The sequence below is a fragment of the Cupriavidus basilensis genome, from assembly GCF_008801925.2.
Classification (GTDB): Bacteria; Pseudomonadota; Gammaproteobacteria; order Burkholderiales; family Burkholderiaceae; genus Cupriavidus; species Cupriavidus basilensis.
Map to the genome: position 1 here is coordinate 2,892,369 of NZ_CP062803.1, position 21,582 is coordinate 2,913,950.

Sequence of the window (21,582 nt, forward strand, 5' to 3'; positions counted from 1 at the left end):
GGGAGGTGTTCGATGAACGCCTACAGCCGCGCCAACCGCCGCATCTACGCGGCCTTGTCCGATCCCCTGTCGGCCACCCACCGGCACCGCCTCGACGATCTGCTCAAGCGCCACGACAACGGCAAGACGACCTGGCTGGCCTGGCTGCGCCAGTCGCCCGTCAAGCCGAACTCGCGCCACATACTCGAACACATCGAGCGCCTCAAAGCCTGGCAGGCGCTCGACCTGCCTTCCGGCATCGAGCGGTCGGTGCACCAGAACCGCCTGCTCAAGATCGCCCGCGAAGGCGGCCAGATGACGCCCGCCGATCTGGCCAAGTTCGAGGCACAGCGCCGCTACGCGACCCTGGTGCGCTCGCCATCGAGGGCATGGCCACCGTCACCGACGAAATCATCGACCTGCACGACCGCATCCTGGGCAAGCTGTTCAACGCTGCCAAGCACAAGCATCAGCAGCAGTTCCAGGCGTCCGGCAAGGCGATCAACGCCAAGGTGCGGCTGGCCACCTCGATCAAGCAGGGCACGGTGACGGCCTCGCTGATGCTCAGGAAACTCGGCAGCTACCCGCGCCAGAACGGCCTGGCCGTGGCGCTGCGCGAGCTGGGCCGCATCGAGCGAACGCTGTTCATCCTGGACTGGCTGCAAAGCGTCGAGCTGCGCCGCCGCGTGCATGCCGGACTGAACAAGGGCGAAGCCCGCAACGCGCTAGCCCGCGCCGTGTTCTTCAACCGGCTGGGCGAAATCCGCGACCGCAGTTTCGAGCAGCAGCGCTACCGGGCCAGCGGCCTCAACCTGGTGACGGCGGCCATAGTGTTGTGGAACACGGTCTATCTGGAACGGGCCTCAAACGCCTTACGCGGTCACGGCCAGACTGTCGATGACGCCCTGTTGCAGTACCTGTCGCCGCTGGGCTGGGAGCACATCAACCTGACCGGCGATTACCTCTGGCGCAGCAGCGCCAAGATCGGCGCGGGCAAGTTCAGGCCGCTACGACCGCTGCAACCGGCTTAGCGTACGATTTTTTCCGTTTTCTGAGACGTCCCCAATCAGTGCCGCATTGTCCTGGTCAAGGATCAGGGCGTGTACTTCCTCGCCGAGCGTGGGGAGCGTCGCCCGGATGGGCGCCAGGCACTGCTCGCCTACGCCGTCGGATGCAACCCGGACACCGACCCGTTCGATGACTGGTGGCACCTCGCCGGCCGCGAGCTGGGCGGCGATGACTTCGCGGAGTATTTCGACCCGAAGGACGGCCTGTTCACGCGCCTCCAGCACTCGGCGGACGATCTCGTGCTTTCCGCCACCGCCACGCACCTGTCCTTAGCAGTGGTGCCTCCCGCCTGACGCGGCAACCGCCTCGCAGCCCCCGCATCGGGGGCCTTCTTTTGTTCGCACCGCCGCCATCGCCGCGCGTGCGCGTTTGTCTCCAGCCGCCGAGGCACGCCCCGCCGGCCACAACGCCGGCATGCCACCGGAGACAACCGCATGAACACGCCATCGACCTCGCCGAGGCTGCACCTCCTACCGGTGTCGCTGCGCACGGCCAATGCATTCGTTCTGTCGCACCATCGCCACCACCGCCCGGTCCAGGGCGCGAAGTTCGCCCTGGCCGTCACGCTGAGCGACAGCGACCTGATCCACGGCGTGGCCATTGTCGGCCGCCCGGTCGCGCGGCACCTGGACGCTGGAAGTCACGCGGCTGTGCACCGACGGCACACCCAGCGCCTGCAGCAAGCTCTACGGCGCGGCCTGGCAGGCGGCAAGGGCGCTGGGCTACATACGCCTGCTCACCTACACCATGCCCGACGAAGGTGGCGCCAGCCTGCGCGCCGCCGGCTGGCGGCTGATCGGCGCGCGCGGTGGCGGCGCCTGGAGCCGTCCCGGCCGTCCGCGCGCCGATACCCCCGAGCACCTGCGCGGCGCCAAGTGCCTGTGACAGGCGCCGGGTGGCGCGGACAAAGGGAAGCGCCCGGGTGCCGATTGATTGCTGCCGCGCGCGCGAGGCCCCGCCATGCTGGCCCCATGCCTGCTGACGTCGTCAGCGACATGCCAGGCAACCATCGGTCTTCGAGGTTGCGGCGCAGTTCCCACTGCGTGACCGAGCCAGCTCGCACCGCATCCTTCCGCGAGCGGCCACCAGCCTCTGGTGGCGGATGCTTTCGCCTTATCAACCCACCGCGGGGTCACGCACCTTCCCCGCATGCGTGGGCCGGTGTGTCTCCGCTTCATCCCAATGGAGATTCACCATGAACACCACGTCCAACGAGAAATCGTATTTCGACCTCCACACCTCGGGCATCGGCTACATCCAGCGTGTCCGTGAAGTGCCCGTCCGGGGCGGCCGCCGTGCGCAGCCTTTCCTGGCATGCACCATCGCCGCGCTGGTCGGCCCCGCCCGGGACCCCAGCTACCGCTACTTCGACGTCAAGGTCTCGGGTGCCGAGGCCAAGAAGCTCGTTCAGCGCTACATCGGCGTTGACGATCCCAAGCAGCGCCCGCTGGTGCGCTTTCGCCTCGGTGACCTGTGGGGCGATGTGTACATCCGCGACAAGGGTGAGCAGAAGGGTCAGGCCGCCGCGTCCCTCAAGGCGCGACTGCTCAAGGCCGAACTGATCGACCGGGCCGAACTGGCTTCGATCGAGCAGCACGAGTTGATCACCCGCGGCATCGGCTATCTCAATCGTGTGAAGGACGTCACCCCAAAAGCTGGCGACTCGTTCCTCTCTTGCACCGTCGCGGCACTGGCCGGGCCTGTCGATGAACCGGAGTATCGGTACTTCGACACCATCGTCGCCACCCCGGAAGCCGAGCACCTGGTTCGCCGGTGCGTTCAGGCCGTCGAGGGTGACCGCAAGGTGCTGATCGCCTTCCGTCTGAACGACATGAAGATCGATCCGTACATCCGCACCAAGGGTGAGCACGCCGGGGAACCGGCCGCCAGCCTGGAATCGACGCTGGTCCACATCGGTCTCATCAAGATCGACGGCACCCAGGTCTATCCGACGAGCCAGGCGCAAGCCGAGGCGCCGCCGGCCGAAGACGCATCCGCGTCCGAAGCCGACGATGCCATCGACACGGCCACCGAGCCCGCCGAGCGCGAGCCCGAGGCGCAAGTCCAGGAGCAGGAGCCGGCATTGGCTGCTTCGTTCTGATCCGGCACGGCCTCTCACGGGGCCTTGTCGCTTTTCCTCCCCACGTACGCCGCGTCCCCAGGACGCGTGCTTGCGCATTTCATCCCCCGAGTTCCGCGTGGTCTCACGGCCACGCGGTTGTCGAATTTCTCAAAGGAGATCAGCCATGTCTCTGGTATCCCGCTTTGCTCCGCAATCCCCGATCCTGCGCTCTGATCGCCCACTCTCGGACGACCGCATTCGTGCCGTCGTTCCGTCGATCTTCGCCGACGCTCCACATGGGAGCCGGTCCGATCGGTATGCCTACATACCGACCTCGACCGTGCTGACCAAGCTGCGCCAGGAGGGCTTCGAGCCCTTCATGGTGTGTCAGACGCGCGTGCGCAACGAAGACCGGCGCGAGTACACGAAGCACCTCATCCGACTTCGCCATGCAAGCCAGATCAACGGCGACGAGGCGAACGAGATCATCCTGCTCAACAGCCATGACGGCACGAGCAGCTATCAGATGCTCGCCGGCATGTTCCGGTTCGTCTGCCACAACGGCCTGGTTTGCGGTGACACCACCGCAGACATCCGCGTTCCCCACAAGGGCGACGTGGCCAGCCAGGTGATCGAAGGTGCCTACGGAGTCCTCGAAGGTTTCGAGCGCGTGCAGAACGCGCGCGATGCGATGCGCACCATCACCCTCGATGAGGGCGAAGCGGAGGTCTTTGCGAACTCTGCGCTCGCACTCAAGTACGACGATCCGGCCAAGTCCACGCCTGTCACCGAGAGCCAACTGCTGGCCCCTCGGCGATGGGACGACCGCAAGAACGACCTGTGGGCCGTCTTCAACCGCGTCCAGGAGAACCTAGTCAAAGGGGGCCTGAACGGACGCACGGCCAACGGCCGCAATCAGCGCACCCGTCCGGTGCAAGGCATCGACCAGAACCTGCGCCTGAACCGGGCGTTGTGGCTGCTGGCCGAAGGCATGCGCCAGCTCAAGGCGTGATGCCACGCGGACCTCGCCCACCTCGGGCGAGGCCATTTCCTCTCATCCACCGGGTGCCGTCGGCGGCCCGTCATTCATCATCAGGAGAACCATCATGGCAACCCCATCGGCTTCCGAGAAATCTGTTGCGCCCATCGTCGTCCCCGGCCAGCTCACGCTGCGTACCATCCGCGGCAAGAACGGCCCGTTCACGGTTGGCCGCCTCGCGACGCACCTCGGTACTTTCGAGGTCAAAGACCCGGAGCTGGAGCAGTACCCCGAAGGCAAGTACGACGGGGAATTCATCATCAGGTACATCTTCCCGAAGTCCTATCCGGTCGGCGGCGGCATGCGGTTCGAGATCCGTGCCAGCCTCGACGGCATGACGCTCAACGGCATCGACAAACTCAGCCGCGACGAAGCCCGCAGCTTCGCCACCCAGGACGTCGATCCGCTCGATGAAGAGCAAGGGGCGCAGCCTGCGGCAACGCCGGCCAAGCCCACCAAAGCGTCCAGGCCCGCCAAGCCCGCACCCGTGCAGGCGTCCGCGGACCCGCTGGTCGATACCACGCCCTTCGGCGTGGATGCGCCACCGCCTGCTACGGCCGCTGCCCCCGGCAGCACCGAAGACGGTGACGCCGCGCTCTTCGGCCTGCTGTGGCCGCTGGGCGAGTCCGTGAAACTGGATTCGACCATCGACCGCCGCACCCTGCGCGCGCAGATCGCCCGCCTGGGCGAGCTGGGCTACGCGCTGGACTTCAAGACGCAGGAGTGGAGCCGCCAGGCCGAACCAAAACCTGCGTGATCGCAGACGCCGCATGCGCGGTGTTCTTCATCCACCCGCCGGGGTTCCTTTCCCATGCGGGGGAGGCCCTGGCCATTTTCTGGAGGTCTCCATCATGTCCACCATCGCTTGCGATACCCCGCGTTCAACGCTGGATGAACCCGCGTGGCGGGACCTTTGCAAAGCGGCCGCCGCACACGCCCAGCGCGGTTGCGGCTTGTCCTACGACCACTACGTGACGCTCTTCAGTTCGGCGATCGACGCACAGGCCAATCGTTTGCCGGATGAGCAACGTGCTCAGGCTCTCGAAATCGCGGCCCAGGAATGGGACTACGCAACACCTGCCGAACGGCAGGAAACCCAGGACTGGAATGCGGAGCATGGCTATTGCTCGCACGGGATCGAGTTCGGCTACTGCCCGGCCGGTTGTGATCGAGACGATGACGACTGGGATTGAGGGCGACGCATAGGTTCCTTCGCCGCAGATGCGGCATTCCATCACCCGCTGGGGGTTCTTCCCCACGGGGAGGCCTTCAGCTCAACTTTTCGAGGAGGCCTCTCATGGGCTGGTATTTCTCAAACCAATCGCGGTCCGAACTGATCGCGGAACTGATCGCACCGCAAGAGACCGAGCGCGCCAGCGTCAAGGTCATCGCTCACACCCTGCGCGGCAACGTGCTGTGGTCCGTCGCCGAAGTGACCGCCAAGGTCGAAGGCGTGCATCGTGATCTCGCACCGGGCCAGTCCCTGCGCTACATCCGCTGCGATCTGCTTGAACGAAGCGGCGGCCAGTGGGGCTACAAGTCCTTGGACGAGTCCATGCACCCGTACTACTACACGTGCCCGCTGTCCTATCTGGACCTCGCACCGGAGCAGTCCGCCGACTGGCGTGCAGGCGTTCGCGCCTACCACGCCCGGCGGCGCACACCCACGGCATCCGCGGCATCCGCCGCGGCGTCGATGGCCTGAGCCAGGAGGAACCGACATGGACCCGATCCTGGCAACGCTTCCGCCCTCGTTGCTGGCACTCGTTGAAGGGAGTTTGTCCAACGACGAAGTGTCCTCCGACGAGGAAATGCTGGCGTACTTCATCGACAACGGCCTCACCGAGGACCAGGCACGGCAGGCACTGACCTACCGCGACCAGTACCTCAACAACATCTACCTGGAAGGCTTCACGCCGATCACTTCGGCGGACGAGCCGCTTCACTTCAACCCGCACACCCGGCAGTTCGAGCCGGACTGAGCGGTTTTCTTCCACCCCCTGGGGCAGTACTTGCCCCAGCGGGCGGTGCTGTTCCCGTTCATCCGAGGACACCACCATGCCCGCAAACACTTCTTCCACGCTGTACCGCATCGACGAATGCCCGGACGTGATGGCCGACGCCTGCGTCGGCGATGACCAGGGCAACCTGATCTTCCTGTCCATCTGGGCGCGGGACACCGCCGTCCAGCAGTTCCTCGCTCGCCTGACCCTCGGGCGCGACGAGCAGGGACTGGACCAGTTCCACGTCATCACCGACCAGGGCGGCAGCGTCCCGGTATTCATCGGCAACGTCGATCGCCTGGAAAAGCGCATCACGCGCGCGTACCGGCGGACGCTGTTCGGCTCGCTGTCCAACGTGTGGCTGTTCGACCGGCGCTGCGTCAAGCCCGACAAGGCCAACGCCAGCGCATTGGCACTGCTGCCACGCGACAGCGCCCACAGGCTTGACCGCCTGTGGATGCTGGTGCGGGACACCTGCCCGTTGCCGCTGCTCGATCACTGGCGCGAGACCGTGCTGGAACTGCTGCAAACCCGCGAGATGCTGGCCCGCCTTCCGTTCGCCCTCGGGCCGCTGGAAGGCCATCGGCTCGCCATCGACGTGCCGGCGCTGACCCTGGCGCTCGGCTCCCTGATCCGCAGCGACGCGCTCACCGCCTATCCGTATCCGGCCAAGATTTGGACGCCGGAAGCGGTAGCGGCTTGACCCACCCTCGGAGGCACGCCTTGGCGTACTTCCGTGTTTCATCCCCGCCAACCAGGAGACTTCCATGGCCCTCATGTTCCCGCGGCTCGCCCGCAATTTCGTCAAGAACGGATATTTCCCGACCGACGAACCCACGCTCGAAAGAGCGCTCAACGCACTGATGCCCAGCGACGGGCCGATGTGCATCCTCGATCCCTGCGCCGGCGAAGGCGTGGCGATCGCCGAAGCCGCCCATGCCCTCGGGCGCGAGCAGGCAAAGGCGTTCGCCGTCGAGTTCGACGCGGAGCGGGCGCGCCATGCCCGCGGCCTGGTCGATCACTGCCTGCACGCGGACCTGATGGACACGATGGTCTCCAAGCAGTCCTTCGGGCTGCTCTGGCTCAACCCGCCGTATGGGGACCTGTCCAAGGACGTCAACGGCAACATCGGCTATCAGGGCCAGGGCCGTGCCCGCCTTGAAAAGCTGTTCTACCAGCGCACGCTCTCGCTGCTGCAATACGGCGGCGTGCTGGTTTTCATCGTCCCCGGCTACGTGCTCGACGCGGAGTTGGTCGGCTGGCTGACGCGCCACTACACGGACCTGCGCATCTACCGAGCGGTGGAGACGCAGTTCAAGCAGGTGGTGATCTTCGGACGCCGGGTGCGCCAGCGCGAGCAGGTGCCCGATGGCGTCAAGGCCGTGCGCAATCTGCTGTTGCAGGTAGGGCAAGGCGAAGTCGAAGCCGAGGAACTGCCGAGCGAGTGGCCGTTCCTGCCGTACATCGTCCCCGCCAGCCCGGCCGAGCCAGAGCATTTCTTCCGCGTGACGATGGAGCCCGAGCAGTTCGCCGATGAGGTTGGCAGGCTGCAAGGCTTGTGGCCATCGCAGGACACGCACCTGGGGGCTGCGCAGCAATCGCTGCGTCCACCGGCGCGGGCCTTGTCCCGCTGGCATCTCGCCCTGGCTCTGGCCGCGGGTGCGATCTCGGGGGTTGTGCGCTCCAAGACCGGGCGCGTGCTCGTCGTCAAAGGTGACACCCACAAGGACAAGACGCTCCAGCGGGAGTTCACCGAACGCGAAGACGGCTCCATCGCCGAGACCCGCATCCTCACCGACAAGTTCGTTCCCGTCATCCGCGCGTGGGACATGACACCTGGCTCCGCGACACGGGGCGAGGTGTTGACCATTCGCTGATCCACCGGACGCGCTGCCGTCCTGCTGTACCAACTCGAAGGAGAAACACCATGATCCCCAATCCGTTCAAGCGGCCTGCGCCGCACAAGCAACCGTTGTTCGCACCGAGTACGTTGAAGTTGAGCGAGAAGGTGCATTGGCTGGCCCGGCGAGGCCTGATCGACCCCTTGGCCTATGTCCAGCGCCATGTGCGCGGGGACTGGGGCGAGATCGATGAGGCCACACGCCAAGCCAACGACGTGGCGATCCAACAGGACAACCTAATGATCTCGCAGTTCAGGATCACGCCGGACCTGGCGCTGATCGTCAAGACCAGCGAGGACCACCAGACCACGGTGGTCCAGCTTCCCGAAGAGCGGGACCTGATCTGAGGCCCCACATCGTCATCCTCATCCACCTGACGGAGCCACTTCACTCCGGCAGGGGTGTCGTGGCTCAATGACTCATCAAGGAGGAGCCCATGGCATCGCATCGCATCGAAACCTACTGCCAGCGGCTGGCGTTCCCCATCGGGGCGCTCATCTTCAGCAGAGGTGTAGACCGCCTGGTCCGCGCGGGTCGCCTGGACCCGATCCCGTACTTCAGGCGCCACACCCGTGGCGACTGGGGCGACGTCAACATCCAGCAATGGCAGACGAACAGCAGCGCGCTTCAATCGGGCGCGTCGCTGGAATCGCACTACGTGATCCATCCGGGGCTCGCCATTCGCATCGTCACCGATTCGCAGCGCTGCGCAACCGTCATCGTGCTTCCGTCCGAAGACTGAGCACGGTTCACCTGCGGGCCGCCCAGGCCAGCACCTTCAACCACCCTCAGCCACGCGTCGATTCTCTTCCCACCACGGGGCATGCCATTGCCCCGCTGGGGGTGGTGCATGCCCCATTTTTCTTTGGAGCATCACCATGTCCCTCGATCTCGAAACCACTGCCGCTGAATCCGCGCCCGTACAGGGCGAACTGCTCGACGCGGAATCTTCCCCTCTGACCCTGAGCCTTCAGGATTTTGTCGGCGAGTTCGGCGACGAACTACTCGACGCCCTCAACAGCGCTAATCCGCCGGTCTATACCGGCCAACCGCAGGCGCACCGGCAACTGGTGGTCGCCAGCCTCAAGCGCAAGCTGTTCCCAGCCCAGGCCGAAGTCGTCCACGCCGCCGCCGAGCTGCTGATCGACCGTGGCGAACGTGCTGCGATCGTCAATGGCGAGATGGGCTGCGGCAAGACGACCGTCGGCATTGCCACGGCCGCCGTGCTCAACGCCGAAGGCTATCGCCGCACTCTGGTGCTGTCGCCGCCCCACCTGGTTTACAAGTGGCGGCGCGAGATCCAGGAGACGGTGGCCGGTGCCAAGGTGTGGGTACTCAACGGGCCGGATACGCTCGTCAAGCTCATCAAGCTGCGCGAGCAGTTGGGCGTGCAGCCCACGGGCCAGGAGTTCTTCGTCCTGGGGCGCGTCAGGATGCGGATGGGCTTTCACTGGAAGCCTGTCTTCACCACGCGGCGCACCCGCCACGGCGACGTGGCGGCCTGCCCGGACTGCGGCACGGTCATCACCGACCTCGACGGCGAGCCGGTCAACCCGATCGCGCTCCAAGCCGAGGAGTGCCGCAGGAAGTGCGGCCACTGCGCCGCGCCCCTGTGGACACTGATCCGCCCGCGCAGTCTGTCCGGCAGCGACCAGTCCTCGGCCGTGCTCAAAGCCTTAAAGCGCATACCGACCATCGGAGAGGTCACCGCGCAGAAGCTGATGCAAAAGTTCGGTGACGGGTTCCTGGCGTCGATGCTCGGCGACAACATCCATGAGTTCATCAACCTCATGGATGGCAACGGCGAGCTGGTGTTTTCCGACCGTCAGGCCACGCGCATGGAACGTGCGATGGCCAACATGGAGTTCGGCTTTGGCGAGGGCGGCTATCAGCCGTCCGAGTTCATCAAACGCTACCTGCCGCAAGGCACGTTCGACCTGCTCATCGCCAATGAGGCACATGAGTACAAGAACGGGGGCAGTGCCCAGGGCCAGGCCATGGGCGTGCTGGCGGCGAAGGCTCGCAAGACCTTGCTGCTGACCGGCACGTTGATGGGCGGCTACGGGGACGACCTGTTCCACCTGCTGTTCCGAGCCCTTCCGGGGCGGATGATCGAAGACGGCTACCGCCCGACCACGAGCGGCAGCATGACCTCGGCTGCGATGGCGTTCATGCGCGATCACGGGGTGTTGAAGGACATCTACTCCGAGAGCACCGGCACGGCGCACAAGACGGCCAAGGGCACCAAGGTATCGGTGCGCACGGTCAAGGCCCCGGGGTTTGGCCCCAAGGGCGTGCTGCGCTGCATCCTGCCGTTCACGATCTTTCTCAAGCTCAAGGACATCGGTGGCAACGTCCTGCCGCCGTATGACGAGGAGTTCCGTGAAGTCGCGATGGACACGGCGCAAGCCGCGGCCTACCGCGATCTGGCGGGTCGGCTGACCGCGGAGCTGAAACAGGCTCTGGCGCGACGCGATACGACCTTGCTGGGTGTGGTCCTCAACGTGCTGCTGGCCTGGCCGGATTGCTGCTTCCGGTCGGAGACCGTGGTGCATCCGCGCACGCGCAACACCTTGGCGTTTGTCCCGGCTCAGTTCAACGAGTTCGAGATCAGCCCCAAGGAGCGTGAGCTGATCGACATCTGCAAAGCGGAGAAGGCGCAGGGCCGCAAGGTTCTGGCCTACACGGTCTATACCGGCACGCGGGACACCACGTCGCGCCTGAAGGTGCTGCTGGAGCAAGAAGGCTTCAAGGTGGCGGTGCTGCGCGCAAGCGTGGATGCCAGCCGCCGCGAAGACTGGATCGCTGAGCAACTGGATCGTGGCATCGACGTGCTCATCACCAATCCCGAGCTGGTCAAGACGGGATTGGACTTGCTGGAGTTTCCGACGATCGTGTTCATGCAGTCGGGCTACAACGTGTACTCGCTCCAGCAGGCGGCACGCCGCTCCTGGCGCATCGGGCAGAAGTTGCCGGTGCGCGTGATCTACCTCGGCTACGCCGGTTCTTCGCAGATGACCTGCCTGGAACTGATGGCCAAGAAGATCATGGTCTCGCAGTCCACCTCGGGCGACGTGCCCGAATCGGGGCTGGATGTCCTGAACCAGGATGGTGATTCCGTCGAGGTCGCACTGGCCCGGCAACTGGTCGCCGCCTGAACTTCACGCAATGCCGACGACCGAGAGGTCGTCGGCTCTTTTTTCAGCGCCTCGCAGCGTCAAATTGCACCTTGCCGTACACGCCTGGACAGTGATTCAGCGCTTTCCTTGCGCTCGCTGTAACGATCCACCAGATACGGCGCCACGTCGCGCGTGAGCAGCGTGAACTTCATCAGTTCTTCCATCACGTCCACCACGCGGTCGTAGTAGGCCGAGGGCTTCATGCGTCCGGCCTCGTCGAACTCCTGGTACGCCTTGGCGACCGAGGACTGGTTCGGGATGGTCAGCATCCGCATCCAGCGGCCCAGCACGCGCATCTGGTTGACGGCGTTGAACGACTGCGAGCCGCCCGATACCTGCATCACCGCCAGCGTCTTGCCCTGGGTCGGGCGCACCGCGCCGACCGACAGCGGAATCCAGTCGATTTGGGTCTTCATCAGGCCGGTCATCGCGCCGTGGCGCTCCGGCGAACTCCACACCATGCCCTCGGCCCATTGCACCAGTTCGTGCAGTTCCTTGACCTTCGGGTGATCGGCCGGCGCATCGTCCACCAGAGGCAGCCCGGACGGATTGAACAATCGGGTCTCGCCGCCCAGCGCCCGCAAGATGCGTGCGGCTTCTTCGGCTGCGAGGCGGCTGAACGAGCGTTCGCGCAGCGAACCATAGAGCAGCAGGAAGCGCGGCGCGTGCGTGGCCCGTGCCGGCGCGAACAGATGTTCGGTGTCCGGTTGCTGGAACAGCGCCGTGTCGATGTTCGGCAGGTCGAGACGAGATTCAGACACGGCGGCCGTCCTGATCGACCACCGGCTCGCCGTCTTCCTTGTTGAACGCGCCGCGCTGCGGCTGCGGCAGCAGGTCGAGCACGGCTTCCGAAGGCCGGCACAGGCGCGTGCCTAGCGGCGTGACCACGATAGGCCGGTTGATGAGGATGGGATGCTGGAGCATGAAGCCGATCAGGTCGTCGTCGCTCCACTTCGGGTTGCCCAGGTCGAGGTCGGCATAGGGCGTGCCTTTCTCGCGCAGCACGTCTCGCACCGGCACGCCCATCGCCGCGATCAGCGCCTGGAGCGTGTCGCGGTCGGGCGGCGTTTTCAGGTACTCGATGATGGTCGGTTCCTCGCCGCTGTTGCGGATCAGGCCCAGCACGTTGCGCGAGGTGCCGCAGGCTGGGTTGTGGTAGATCGTGATGGTGCTCATGGATGCCTCTTGGAGGTTACGAAGTGGTCGCGCGGCGTTCGTACCAGCCGCGTGAGCGATTGACCACGCGCACCACCAGCAGCATGACCGGCACCTCGATGAGCACGCCGACCACTGTTGCGAGTGCTGCGCCGGAATGGAAGCCGAACAGGCTGATGGCGGCGGCCACGGCCAGCTCGAAGAAGTTGCTGGCACCAATCAACGCGGATGGCCCAGCGACGCAGTGCTTTTCGCCCACCTGGCGGTTGAGCCAGTACGCCAGACCGGAATTGAAGAACACCTGGATCAGGATCGGCACCGCCAGCATGGCGATCACCAGCGGCTGCCGGATGATGGCCTCGCCCTGGAAGGCGAACAGCAGCACCAGCGTCAGCAACAGCGCGGCGATGGACAATGGGCCGATGCGTTCCAGTGCCCTGTCGAACACGGCCTGCCCCTTGCGCAGCAGCGCCCGGCGCCAGAGCTGGGCCAGGATGACCGGAATGACGATGTACAAACCCACCGACACCAGCAAGGTGTCCCACGGCACCGTGATCGACGACAGGCCCAGCAGCAGGCCGACGATGGGTGCGAAGGCGAACACCATGATGGTGTCGTTCAAGGCCACTTGCGACAGCGTAAATACCGGATCACCGCCAGTCAGCCGACTCCAAACGAAAACCATTGCGGTACACGGTGCAGCAGCCAGCAGGATCAGGCCGGCGATATAGCTGTCGAGCTGATCGGCGGGCAGCCAGTCGGCAAAGACGTGGCGGATGAAGATCCACGCCAGCAACGCCATTGAGAACGGCTTGACGGCCCAATTGATGAACAGCGTGACCCCCATGCCCCGCCAATGCTGGCGCACCTGGCCAAGCGCGGCGAAGTCCACCTTCAGCAGCATGGGGATGATCATTACCCAGATCAGCAGGCCGACCGGCAGGTTGACCTTGGCAATCTCCATGCGGCCGATGGCCTGGAATGGGGCGGGCGCGAACTGGCCCAGAGCGATCCCCGCGATGATGCACACCGCCACCCATAGCGTCAGGTAACGCTCAAAGCCGCTCATGGCGGAGTTTGCTGGCGCGGGGCCGGCAGTATCGGTTGCGCTCATCGGGCGGGCCTCACTGGCGGCCGATGTCGCGCAGTTCACGCTGCAACGACATGGCATCGAGACTCTTGATCGGAAGCGACAGGAACAACTCGATACGTCGGCGCAGCGTCATGGCGGTATCGAAGAACGCCTTGCTTTGTCGTTCCAGGGTGCCTTCCACGGCTGCCGGGTCAGGCACGCCCCAATGCGCCGACACCGGCTTGCCCGGCCACAGCGGACACGCCTCGCCGGCTGCGTTGTCGCAGACGGTGAAGATGAAATCGAACACCGGCGCATCGGGCTTCACGAACTCGTCCCAGCTCTTGCTGCGGTAGCCCGTTGTCGGAAGGTGCAGCCGCTCCAGCGTGGCGAGTGCCAGCGGGTGAACTTCGCCTTTCGGATGGCTACCTGCCGACCAGGCGTGAAACCGCCCTTGGCCCATGTCGTTGAGGATGCCTTCGGCGAGGATGGAGCGGGCCGAATTGCCCGTACAGATGAACAAGGCGTTGTAAGTGGTATCGGTCATGGTCAGCAGCAGGTCTTGGATGGAGAAACCTCGCATACGCCACCTTGGCAGCAATGCTCGGTCAGGTAACCGATCAGACCGTCCATGCGGCCGTACTCGGCGCGATAAATCAGGTTGCGGCCCTGCTGCTCGATGCTGACGAGGCCAGCATGGGCCAGTTCCTTCAAGTGGAAGGACAAGGTGTTGCGGGCCACGTCGAGCTGGTCAGCTAGCGTGCTCGGCGTCAGTCCGCCCGGGCCAGCAACGACCAAGGCGCGGAACACGCGCAGGCGCTGGGTGTGAGCCAGGGCGTTTAAGGCGGAAATGGCTTGATCCTCTTTCATGATTCGATAATACAACATTTATAGAATTAATGTGCAAACCACAGTTGGATTTGCGGGTTGCGCTATGTGTTGGACTGCAAAAGCGGGCACCCCCCAGTTCGCATTTCTGACTGACCGCGCAGCCGCGCGCAGCCAAGGTATCGGCATCGCAACAGAAGAGCCGATGCCATGCCTGCAATCCATGTATCCCGGTGTCTGGTCGGTACCAGCCTCCTGGCCGCAGCCTTGGCCAGCGGCTGCGCGACCACGCCACCGCCGCTGGCCGCCAGCACCGTCGAGGACGTCCCACCCGCGCCCGAGGCTGCACCGCCCGAGTTCATTCCCGTCGTGCGCTATGGCCGCTACACCCTGGTGGAGCTGGCGCCGATGGCGGCGCAGCGCGATCTGCTGGTGCAGACCATCGACGTGTCCATGCCCGAGGAGGTCCGCGCCACGGTCGGCGACGGGCTGCGGCATGTGCTCAAACGCAGCGGCTACCAGCTTTGCGAGACCCCGCATGCGGTGATCGAGCTGTACGCGCTGCCGCTGCCGGCGGCGCACTTGCATCTCGGCCCCATGACCTTGCGCGATGCACTGCTCACCCTGGCCGGTCCGGCTTGGGAACTGCACGCCGATGACCGGACGCGGCAGGTCTGCTTCGAGCGGCCTGGTCGCGACACCGGTGCCGAGCCGGTGTCCGAGCCGCCTGCTGCCGAGGCCGTGCAGACGTTCCCCTTTGCGGGAGGCCAGCCATGAACGCGGCACAGCCGCTCCGGCGCCCGACCGCCGCCGTGGTGTTGCAAAGCCTGCTCTGGCTTTGGCTGCTGGGTCTCAGTGTCTTCGCGATCCTGGGCCACCAGACGATGACCGATCAGGCCGACCAGCAGCAGCTCGATGTCCGGTTGCAGCGCCTCGAAGCCCAGGTGACCGGGCTGGCCGAGACCACGCGGGCCTTGCAGCAGCAGCCCGCAGCCGCCACCGCCGCAGGCCTGCAAGACGCTCGGCAGGCAATGGAGGCGCGCATCGTTCAAGCCGAACAGGCGCTGGGTGGCTATGCCACCGCCGAGGACGTTCAGGCGCTGCGTACCGAAGTCGAGCAGATCAAGGTGCGCCAAGCGACTGCGCGTGCAGCGGCGCCTACCCAGCGGCGCACCCCGAGCCAACCGGCCACCGCCAAGTCCGAACCGCCGCCGCTGCCATTTCGTGTCGTCGGCGCTGAGCTGCGCGCGGGTCAGCGCAGCGTGTCCGTCGCCCCGAGTGCCGGAGATTTCACGCCCGATCAGCTCCAGGTGCTGCTGCCGGGTGATGCGCTGGGTCCGTGGCGCCTGCAGGCGATCGAGGGCACTGCCGCGGTGTTCCAGGCCGGCGACCAGACCCGTCGCGTGGCGATTCCTTGACCGGAGCCCACCACATGAAGCCGTCGATCATCCTGTACGCGTTCCTGCTGGGCTCCATGCAGTTGCCCGCCTGGGCGCAGCAGCCCGCCACGACCCCCGCCCGCAATGCGCAGAGCCAGGAGCGCCCGCTGGCCGCCCGCATCCTGGACGACCGGGTGGCAGGCGAATGGGGCCTGCAACCGCAGGAATGGGCGCGCTATCGCGACTTGATGGATGGGCCGCTGGGCATCTACTCGCCAAATCTGGACCCGCTGTCCGCCCTGGGCATCGAGGCGCGCACCGACGAAGAACGGCGGCGCTACGCAGAGCTGCAGGTGCAAGTCGAAGCGCGCCGCGTGGAGAAGCTGCTCGCGTACCAGCGCGCCTACGACGAGGCCTGGCAGCGCCTGAACCCCGGCATGCAGCGGGTGAACCTGTCTGACGAGAGGCCAGGCGCCGCCGCTGCGCGGGGCAGCGGTCGCACGGCAGTGTTCATCAAGGACGGCTGCGCGGCTTGCGGGCAACTCGTCCAACGCCTGCAATCCTCGGGTGCCGAGTTCGACCTTTACATGGTCGGCAGCCGCCAGGACGATGCGCGCATCCGCGACTGGGCCAAGCGCGCCCAGATCGACCCGGCCCGGGTGCGCAGCGGCGGCATCACGCTCAACCACGACGGCGGCCGCTGGCTGTCGCTGAGCCTGCCCGGCGATTTGCCTGCGGTTGTGCGCGAAGTGAACGGCCAATGGCAACGCCAGCCGTAACGGCGCTGCTGCGCGCACTGGCGCTCACTGCGGGCCTGTTCGCCTGCGCCGCCCATGCCCAGGAGGTTCCGCCACCGGCCTACCAGCTTGCCGCACAGCGCGCGGGCATTCCCTCGACGGTGCTCTACGCCGTGGCCTTGCAGGAGAGCGGCATGCGACGCAATGGACGCATCGTCCCATGGCCGTGGACCCTGAATGTCGCCGGCCAGTCGCGGCGCTTCGCCACCCGTGCCGATGCCTGCGCCGGTTTGCAGCAGGCGATGCGATCTACGCCACCCACGCGCATCGACGCGGGCCTGGGCCAGATCAACCTGGGCTACCACCCGCACCGCTACACCCATGCCTGCGACTTGTTGGACCCGTACCGCAATCTCGCCAGCGCCGCCGAGATCCTCAAGGAGCAGTACACCCCCGGTGAAGACTGGCTGCTGGCCATGGGCCGCTACCACCGGCCCGCGGGCGGTGAGCCTGCCGCCCGCTATCGACGCAGCGTATCCCGACACCTCGCCCGCGTGCAGGGCACGCACTCAATCGCCACGGCGCGAGCCGTGCGTCAGGAGTCGACCCCATGACGAAACCGCTCTGGACCCTGCGGGGCCTGCTCGCGCTGCTGGCGGCGCTGCCGTTGGTCGCGCATGCCGCCGAACCGCTGATCGTGGTCGAGGACCGCGGCGGCGCGTCGGCGCTGCCGTACTACGAAGCGCTTAACCTGCAGCCACGCGCCAACAGCGCGTTGCGGCCTCCCATTCCGACGCCGCAGATTCCCGCCACCCCCGCTGACGAGGCAGCGATGCTGCCGGTACGCAGCGCGAAGCTGATGCCCGGCTTCGTCGCGCGGCGCGTGATCGAGGCACCGGGCCTGCGGCCTTTCGTGGTCATCGGCGACGATGAGACCTCGCAAGCCTGGCTGCGCCGTCACGCGGCGTCGCTGCACGACCGCGGCGCGGTCGGCCTGGTGGTCAATGTCGAGACCGCGCAGGCTTTGGCGCGGTTGCGCGCACTGGCGCCTGGCGTGCCGATGGCCCCCGTGGCCGGCGATGATCTGGCCGAACGCCTGGGCCTGCGGCACTACCCGGCGCTGATCACGGCGACCGGCATCGAGCAATGAGGCCATGTCGGGGAAACAGCCCGTCGAAGTCCTGTTGCGCCCAGCGGTGGAGCTATACACCGTCGCGGCATGTGCGGGCGCCGCGTTTCTGTCCCTGGTGGCCCCGTGGTCGCTCGCGCTGAGCCCAGCCATGGGCGTCGGTGCCGCACTGGCGTTCGGCGCCTATGGCGCGATCCGCTACCGCGATGCGCGGGTGATCCTGCGCTACCGCCGCAACATCCGGCGCCTGCCGCGCTACGTGATGACGAGCAGGGACGTGCCGGTCAGCCAGCAGCGCCTGTTCGTGGGGCGCGGTTTCCTGTGGGAACAGAAGCACACCCACAGGCTGATGCAGACGTACCGGCCGGAATTTCGCCGCTACGTCGAGCCAACACCGGCATACCGGCTGGCGCGACGCCTGGAGGAGCGGCTGGAGTTCGCACCGTTTCCACTGTCTCGCCTCGTACGGCTCACGGGCTGGGATGTGTCATTCAACCCCGTGCGGCCACTGCCACCGGTAGGCGGCCTGCCGCGATTGCACGGCATCGAACCCGACGAGGTCGACGTCAGCCTGCCACTGGGTGAGCGCGTCGGCCATTCGCTGGTGCTGGGCACCACGCGCGTGGGGAAGACGCGGCTGGCCGAGTTGTTCGTCACCCAGGACATCCGTCGCACGAATGCAGACGGTGAGCATGAGGTCGTGATCGTCATCGACCCCAAGGGCGACGCGGATCTCTTGAAACGCATGTACGTCGAAGCCAAGCGAGCGGGTCGCGAGGGCGAGTTCTACGTCTTTCACCTCGGCTGGCCCGAGTTCTCTGCACGCTACAACGCGGTGGGGCGCTTCGGACGCATCAGTGAAGTCGCCACGCGCATTGCCGGGCAACTCTCCGGCGAGGGCAACAGTGCAGCGTTCCGCGAGTTCGCATGGCGCTTCGTCAACATCATTGCGCGCGCATTGGTGGAACTGGGGCAGCGCCCGGACTACATGCTGATCCAGCGGCACGTAATCAACATCGACGCGCTGTTCATGGAGTACGCCCAACACTACTTCGCCAAGACCGAGCCCAAGACCTGGGAGGTGATCGTCCAGATCGAGGCCAAGCTCAACGAGAAGAACATCCCAAGGAACATGATCGGGCGCGAGAAGCGTGTGGTGGCGCTGGAGCAATACCTCTCCCAGGCGCGCAACTACGACCCTGTGCTCGATGGCCTGCGCTCGGCGGTGCGCTACGACAAGACCTACTTCGACAAGATCGTTGCATCGCTGCTGCCGCTGCTGGAAAAGCTCACCAGCGGCAAGATCGCCCAACTCCTGGCGCCGAATTACTCCGACCTGTCTGACGCGCGCCCGATCTTCGACTGGATGCAAGTCATCAGGAAGCGCGCCGTGGTCTATGTCGGCCTGGATGCGCTGTCGGATGCTGAAGTCGCCGCGGCGGTCGGCAACTCCATGTTCTCCGACCTGGTGTCGGTAGCCGGGCACATCTACAAGCACGGGATCGACGACGGCCTGCCGGGTGCCTCGGCTGGCACGCGCATTCCCATCAACGTCCATGCCGACGAGTTCAACGAACTGATGGGCGACGAGTTCATCCCCCTTATCAACAAGGGCGGCGGTGCCGGGCTGCAGGTGACCGCGTATACGCAGACGCTCTCGGACATCGAGGCCCGCATCGGCAACCGCGCGAAGGCCGGCCAGGTGATCGGCAACTTCAACAACCTGTTCATGCTGCGGGTTCGGGAAACCGCCACCGCGGAATTGTTGACCCGTCAATTGCCCAAGGTGGAGGTCTATACCACCACCATCGTCTCCGGCGCGACCGATGCCTCGGACATCCGCGGGACGACGGACTTCACCAGCAACACGCAAGACCGCATCAGCATGTCGAGCGTGCCGATGATCGAGCCATCCCACGTCGTCGGCCTGCCCAAAGGCCAATGCTTCGCGCTGCTGCAGGGTGGTCAGCTCTGGAAGGTCCGGATGCCACTGCCAGCGCCTGACCCCGATGAAGTGATGCCGGCGGACTTGCAGCAACTGGCTGGGTACATGCGTCAGAGCTACAGCGAGGCCACGCAATGGTGGGAGTTCACCAGTTCCCCAGCCTTGCAGGAGGCTGCCTTGCCCGACGACCTGCTGGATGACGCCGCTCCGGCCAAGCCTGACGCGGTGGCCACCGGCGCCGACGACAGCACCGGCGAGGCCGCACCATGAAGGATGCCGCCTCGACCGCGCAGCGGGAGCAGAACCAGCGCCAGGGGCTGATCGTCGGCACCATCACCTTGCCGTTCAGGCTGCTCGGGGTGCTGATCGGTTCGCTGCTGTTCTCGATCGTGGTGGAGTGCGTCGGCATGCACCTGTTCTGGAAGGACCAGGGCTGGCGCCACTCCCAGCAGATGCTGCAGTACGAACTCGGGCACCTGTCGAACCACTTCACGCGCAGCGTGGTGGTGCAGGAGCCCGGGCGCACGGCGCACGAGCTGGTGGATACCGGGTACGGGTGGGTGTTCGTGCGCTCGGGGTTGCTGGAGCGCATGAGCCAGACCGCCGAGCGCGCCCGTGCGCCCAGCCGCGAGCCGACGCGCAACTTCCGCTATTACATCAGCCAGGCCTATGTCTGGGCCGAGAGCTACCTGATCGCCGCGGCCTTCACGACGCTCACGTTCCTCGTGCGCCTGCTGGTCCTGGTGCTCACGCTGCCGCTGATCCTCACTGCGGCATTCGTCGGCCTGATCGACGGCCTGGTGCGGCGGGACGTGCGGCGGTTCGGCGCGGGCCGGGAATCCGGCTTCATCTACCACCGCGCGAAAGCGAGCCTGATGCCGCTGGCCGTGCTGCCCTGGATCACCTACCTCGCGCTGCCGATCTCGGTGCATCCGCTGCTGATCCTGCTGCCCAGCGCAGCCTTGCTGGGACTGGCCGTGAGCCTGACCGCGGGCAGCTTCAAAAAGTACCTCTAGGCCATCAATCCGGTCGCTTCCGGGTTCCTATTGTTTGCGGCCTGAAACAGCCCTGATCTCCACGATCAACCCATTGCTGATCACACAGGAATGGCGCGATGTTGGCTTCGATCTGGCTGCGCGCCGCGCATCGCGGCGTGCCCACTTTTCTCGTGACGGCCCTCGTGCTGGGCCGGTCCCCGATGGCCTTGGCCGAGTCCCCGGCGCAGCGCCAGGAGTTGGTCGCCGCGCTGCGCCAGCTCGACGCGCTGGAACGCACCGTCGCGGACAGCGCCGCGCATACCCCCATCACACCGGGCGAGCGCTACCACTTCGATTACCCGCGGCTCCAGGCTGACTTGGCGCGCGTGCGCGCCGGCATCCAATTTCACCTGACGCCATCGCGCGCTCAACCGCGCGCCCCCTCCGAACTGGCCGGCGAATACCGCACCGAACGGGCGACCGAGCCGCTGCCGGCGACGACTGCGGAGGGCAAGCAATGAACGGCGCCCAGGTCTCGGCATTTCAAGCCAACAGCGGTATCGCGCCTTCCGCGATGGCGACCGTTCTGGTCGGCGTCGTGTTCGCGGTCCTGCTCGTGTGGGGCGTCTGGGCCATCCGAACGGCCTACGTGGGGTGGTCCGAGAGCCGCCTCAACCAGCGCCAGTTCCTCGGCGTCTGCATCCGCTTCGTCGCGATGTACCTCGTCCTGAGTTTCTTCCTTCTGTCCTGACCTGAAAGGCCCGACCATGCACAACCGCAACCTCACTTCCCGTTTTGCCCAGCGCGCCGCCGTGGCCCTGGGCGCCGCCGCGCTGCCGGCGCTGTCGTTCGCGCAAGGTCTGCCGCAATTGGAGAACCCCACGCGCGGCACCGGCAACGGCATCATGGAGACGATCCGCAACTACGGCTACGACATCATCATGCTCGTGGCCCTGCTGGTGGTGGCGTCGATGTTCATCGGCGTCTGCTACCACGCCTACGGGACCTACGCGGAGATCCACACCGGCCGCAAGACGTGGGGCCAGTTCGGCCTCACGGTCGCTATCGGCGCCGTGCTGCTTGTGATCGGCATCTGGCTGCTCACCGAAGCCACCGGCATCCTGTAAGC

At 65.9% G+C, this 21,582-nt stretch carries 27 protein-coding genes and 3 pseudogenes; 25 read left to right on the forward strand and 5 right to left on the reverse strand.

What is annotated here, in order from left to right; all coding sequences use genetic code 11:
• Positions 1–12 precede the first annotated feature (12 nt).
• From F7R26_RS41740 to F7R26_RS13315, 15 genes and pseudogenes are all read left to right on the forward strand, one after another.
• A complete protein-coding gene (locus F7R26_RS41740; protein WP_003098931.1) occupies positions 13–528 on the forward strand; it encodes a Tn3 family transposase in 516 nt (171 codons plus the stop codon).
• Positions 492–1,010 (forward strand): annotated as a pseudogene (locus F7R26_RS41745) (Tn3 family transposase); the annotation flags it as partial. The gene F7R26_RS41740 and the pseudogene F7R26_RS41745, both read left to right, overlap by 37 nt.
• A 33-nt stretch (positions 1,011–1,043) precedes the next feature.
• Positions 1,044–1,340: pseudogene (locus tag F7R26_RS13255) on the forward strand (DUF3085 domain-containing protein); the annotation flags it as partial.
• A 141-nt stretch (positions 1,341–1,481) separates the two neighbouring features.
• A pseudogene (locus F7R26_RS40990) lies at positions 1,482–1,932 on the forward strand (XF1762 family protein).
• A gap of 310 nt (positions 1,933–2,242) precedes the next feature.
• Positions 2,243–3,148 (forward strand): DUF3577 domain-containing protein, encoded by a 906-nt coding sequence (locus tag F7R26_RS13265; protein WP_003116825.1) that lies wholly within the window; start codon positions 2,243–2,245, stop codon positions 3,146–3,148.
• A gap of 145 nt (positions 3,149–3,293) precedes the next feature.
• The gene (locus tag F7R26_RS13270; RefSeq protein WP_013391792.1) at positions 3,294–4,121 is read left to right on the forward strand and encodes a DUF932 domain-containing protein; all 828 of its coding nucleotides are present in this window, start codon (positions 3,294–3,296) and stop codon (positions 4,119–4,121) included.
• A 94-nt stretch (positions 4,122–4,215) separates the two neighbouring features.
• A complete protein-coding gene (locus F7R26_RS13275; protein WP_003116823.1) occupies positions 4,216–4,905 on the forward strand; it encodes a DUF3275 family protein in 690 nt (229 codons plus the stop codon).
• 94 nt (positions 4,906–4,999) lie between these two features.
• Positions 5,000–5,341, forward strand: coding sequence for a hypothetical protein (locus tag F7R26_RS13280; RefSeq protein ID WP_003116822.1), 342 nt, complete (start codon positions 5,000–5,002; stop codon positions 5,339–5,341).
• 104 nt (positions 5,342–5,445) lie between these two features.
• Positions 5,446–5,853, forward strand: a complete 408-nt coding sequence (locus tag F7R26_RS13285) for a hypothetical protein (protein ID WP_003116821.1) — start codon at positions 5,446–5,448, stop codon at positions 5,851–5,853.
• A gap of 16 nt (positions 5,854–5,869) precedes the next feature.
• Positions 5,870–6,130 carry a hypothetical protein gene (locus F7R26_RS13290; protein WP_003090124.1) on the forward strand — a complete coding sequence of 87 codons (261 nt, stop codon included), beginning with the start codon at positions 5,870–5,872 and terminating at the stop codon, positions 6,128–6,130.
• 76 nt (positions 6,131–6,206) lie between these two features.
• Positions 6,207–6,854, forward strand: a complete 648-nt coding sequence (locus F7R26_RS13295; protein ID WP_003116820.1) for a hypothetical protein — start codon at positions 6,207–6,209, stop codon at positions 6,852–6,854.
• Positions 6,855–6,894: 40 nt separating this feature from the next.
• Positions 6,895–8,028 carry a DUF6094 domain-containing protein gene (locus F7R26_RS13300; protein WP_223224654.1) on the forward strand — a complete coding sequence of 378 codons (1,134 nt, stop codon included), beginning with the start codon at positions 6,895–6,897 and terminating at the stop codon, positions 8,026–8,028.
• A gap of 50 nt (positions 8,029–8,078) precedes the next feature.
• A complete protein-coding gene (locus F7R26_RS13305; protein WP_003116818.1) occupies positions 8,079–8,399 on the forward strand; it encodes a hypothetical protein in 321 nt (106 codons plus the stop codon).
• An 89-nt stretch (positions 8,400–8,488) separates the two neighbouring features.
• On the forward strand, positions 8,489–8,794 hold the full coding sequence (locus F7R26_RS13310; protein ID WP_003116817.1) for a hypothetical protein: 306 nt from the start codon (positions 8,489–8,491) through the stop codon (positions 8,792–8,794).
• 136 nt (positions 8,795–8,930) lie between these two features.
• The gene (locus F7R26_RS13315; protein WP_017514545.1) at positions 8,931–11,210 is read left to right on the forward strand and encodes a helicase-related protein; all 2,280 of its coding nucleotides are present in this window, start codon (positions 8,931–8,933) and stop codon (positions 11,208–11,210) included.
• Positions 11,211–11,269: 59 nt separating this feature from the next.
• Here F7R26_RS13315 and arsH read toward each other — a convergent pair whose 3' ends face one another.
• Genes arsH through F7R26_RS13340 form a run of 5 tightly spaced genes read right to left on the reverse strand, consistent with a single transcriptional unit; the run spans position 11,270 to position 14,328 of the window.
• A complete protein-coding gene (gene arsH / locus F7R26_RS13320; protein WP_013391794.1) occupies positions 11,270–11,992 on the reverse strand; it encodes an arsenical resistance protein ArsH in 723 nt (240 codons plus the stop codon).
• Positions 11,985–12,407, reverse strand: coding sequence for an arsenate reductase (glutaredoxin) (arsC, locus tag F7R26_RS13325; RefSeq protein ID WP_013391795.1), 423 nt, complete (start codon positions 12,405–12,407; stop codon positions 11,985–11,987). The genes arsH and arsC overlap by 8 nt, the downstream gene beginning before the upstream one ends.
• Positions 12,408–12,423: 16 nt before the next feature.
• Positions 12,424–13,500 carry an ACR3 family arsenite efflux transporter gene (gene arsB / locus F7R26_RS13330; protein ID WP_038317538.1) on the reverse strand — a complete coding sequence of 359 codons (1,077 nt, stop codon included), beginning with the start codon at positions 13,498–13,500 and terminating at the stop codon, positions 12,424–12,426.
• A gap of 10 nt (positions 13,501–13,510) precedes the next feature.
• Positions 13,511–14,005, reverse strand: a complete 495-nt coding sequence (locus F7R26_RS13335) for an arsenate reductase ArsC (protein WP_013391797.1) — start codon at positions 14,003–14,005, stop codon at positions 13,511–13,513.
• Positions 14,006–14,007: 2 nt separating this feature from the next.
• Positions 14,008–14,328 (reverse strand): ArsR/SmtB family transcription factor, encoded by a 321-nt coding sequence (locus F7R26_RS13340; protein ID WP_016445103.1) that lies wholly within the window; start codon positions 14,326–14,328, stop codon positions 14,008–14,010.
• A 168-nt stretch (positions 14,329–14,496) separates the two neighbouring features.
• Between F7R26_RS13340 and pilL2 the strand changes: the two genes are divergently transcribed.
• From pilL2 to F7R26_RS13390, 10 genes are all read left to right on the forward strand, one after another.
• Complete coding sequence (gene pilL2 / locus F7R26_RS13345; RefSeq protein WP_013391799.1) at positions 14,497–15,063, forward strand: PFGI-1 class ICE element type IV pilus protein PilL2; 567 nt, start codon at positions 14,497–14,499, stop codon at positions 15,061–15,063.
• Positions 15,060–15,704, forward strand: coding sequence for a hypothetical protein (locus F7R26_RS13350; protein ID WP_124122779.1), 645 nt, complete (start codon positions 15,060–15,062; stop codon positions 15,702–15,704). Before pilL2 ends, F7R26_RS13350 begins: the two co-directional genes overlap by 4 nt.
• 14 nt (positions 15,705–15,718) lie before the next feature.
• Entirely contained in the window at positions 15,719–16,444 is a 726-nt protein-coding gene (locus F7R26_RS13355) for a TIGR03759 family integrating conjugative element protein (protein ID WP_013391801.1), read from the forward strand.
• Entirely contained in the window at positions 16,426–17,016 is a 591-nt protein-coding gene (locus F7R26_RS13360) for a transglycosylase SLT domain-containing protein (RefSeq protein WP_013391802.1), read from the forward strand. The genes F7R26_RS13355 and F7R26_RS13360 overlap by 19 nt, the downstream gene beginning before the upstream one ends.
• On the forward strand, positions 17,013–17,552 hold the full coding sequence (locus tag F7R26_RS13365) for an integrating conjugative element protein (protein WP_013391803.1): 540 nt from the start codon (positions 17,013–17,015) through the stop codon (positions 17,550–17,552). The genes F7R26_RS13360 and F7R26_RS13365 overlap by 4 nt, the downstream gene beginning before the upstream one ends.
• 4 nt (positions 17,553–17,556) lie before the next feature.
• A complete protein-coding gene (traD, locus tag F7R26_RS13370) occupies positions 17,557–19,746 on the forward strand; it encodes a type IV conjugative transfer system coupling protein TraD (protein ID WP_124122780.1) in 2,190 nt (729 codons plus the stop codon).
• Complete coding sequence (locus F7R26_RS13375) at positions 19,743–20,492, forward strand: TIGR03747 family integrating conjugative element membrane protein (RefSeq protein ID WP_013391805.1); 750 nt, start codon at positions 19,743–19,745, stop codon at positions 20,490–20,492. Before traD ends, F7R26_RS13375 begins: the two co-directional genes overlap by 4 nt.
• Before the next feature lie 98 nt (positions 20,493–20,590).
• On the forward strand, positions 20,591–20,974 hold the full coding sequence (locus F7R26_RS13380) for an integrative conjugative element protein, RAQPRD family (RefSeq protein ID WP_013391806.1): 384 nt from the start codon (positions 20,591–20,593) through the stop codon (positions 20,972–20,974).
• Positions 20,971–21,204 carry a TIGR03758 family integrating conjugative element protein gene (locus F7R26_RS13385; protein ID WP_003050225.1) on the forward strand — a complete coding sequence of 78 codons (234 nt, stop codon included), beginning with the start codon at positions 20,971–20,973 and terminating at the stop codon, positions 21,202–21,204. Before F7R26_RS13380 ends, F7R26_RS13385 begins: the two co-directional genes overlap by 4 nt.
• Before the next feature lie 16 nt (positions 21,205–21,220).
• A complete protein-coding gene (locus F7R26_RS13390; RefSeq protein WP_003090173.1) occupies positions 21,221–21,580 on the forward strand; it encodes a TIGR03745 family integrating conjugative element membrane protein in 360 nt (119 codons plus the stop codon).
• Positions 21,581–21,582: the final 2 nt, after the last annotated feature.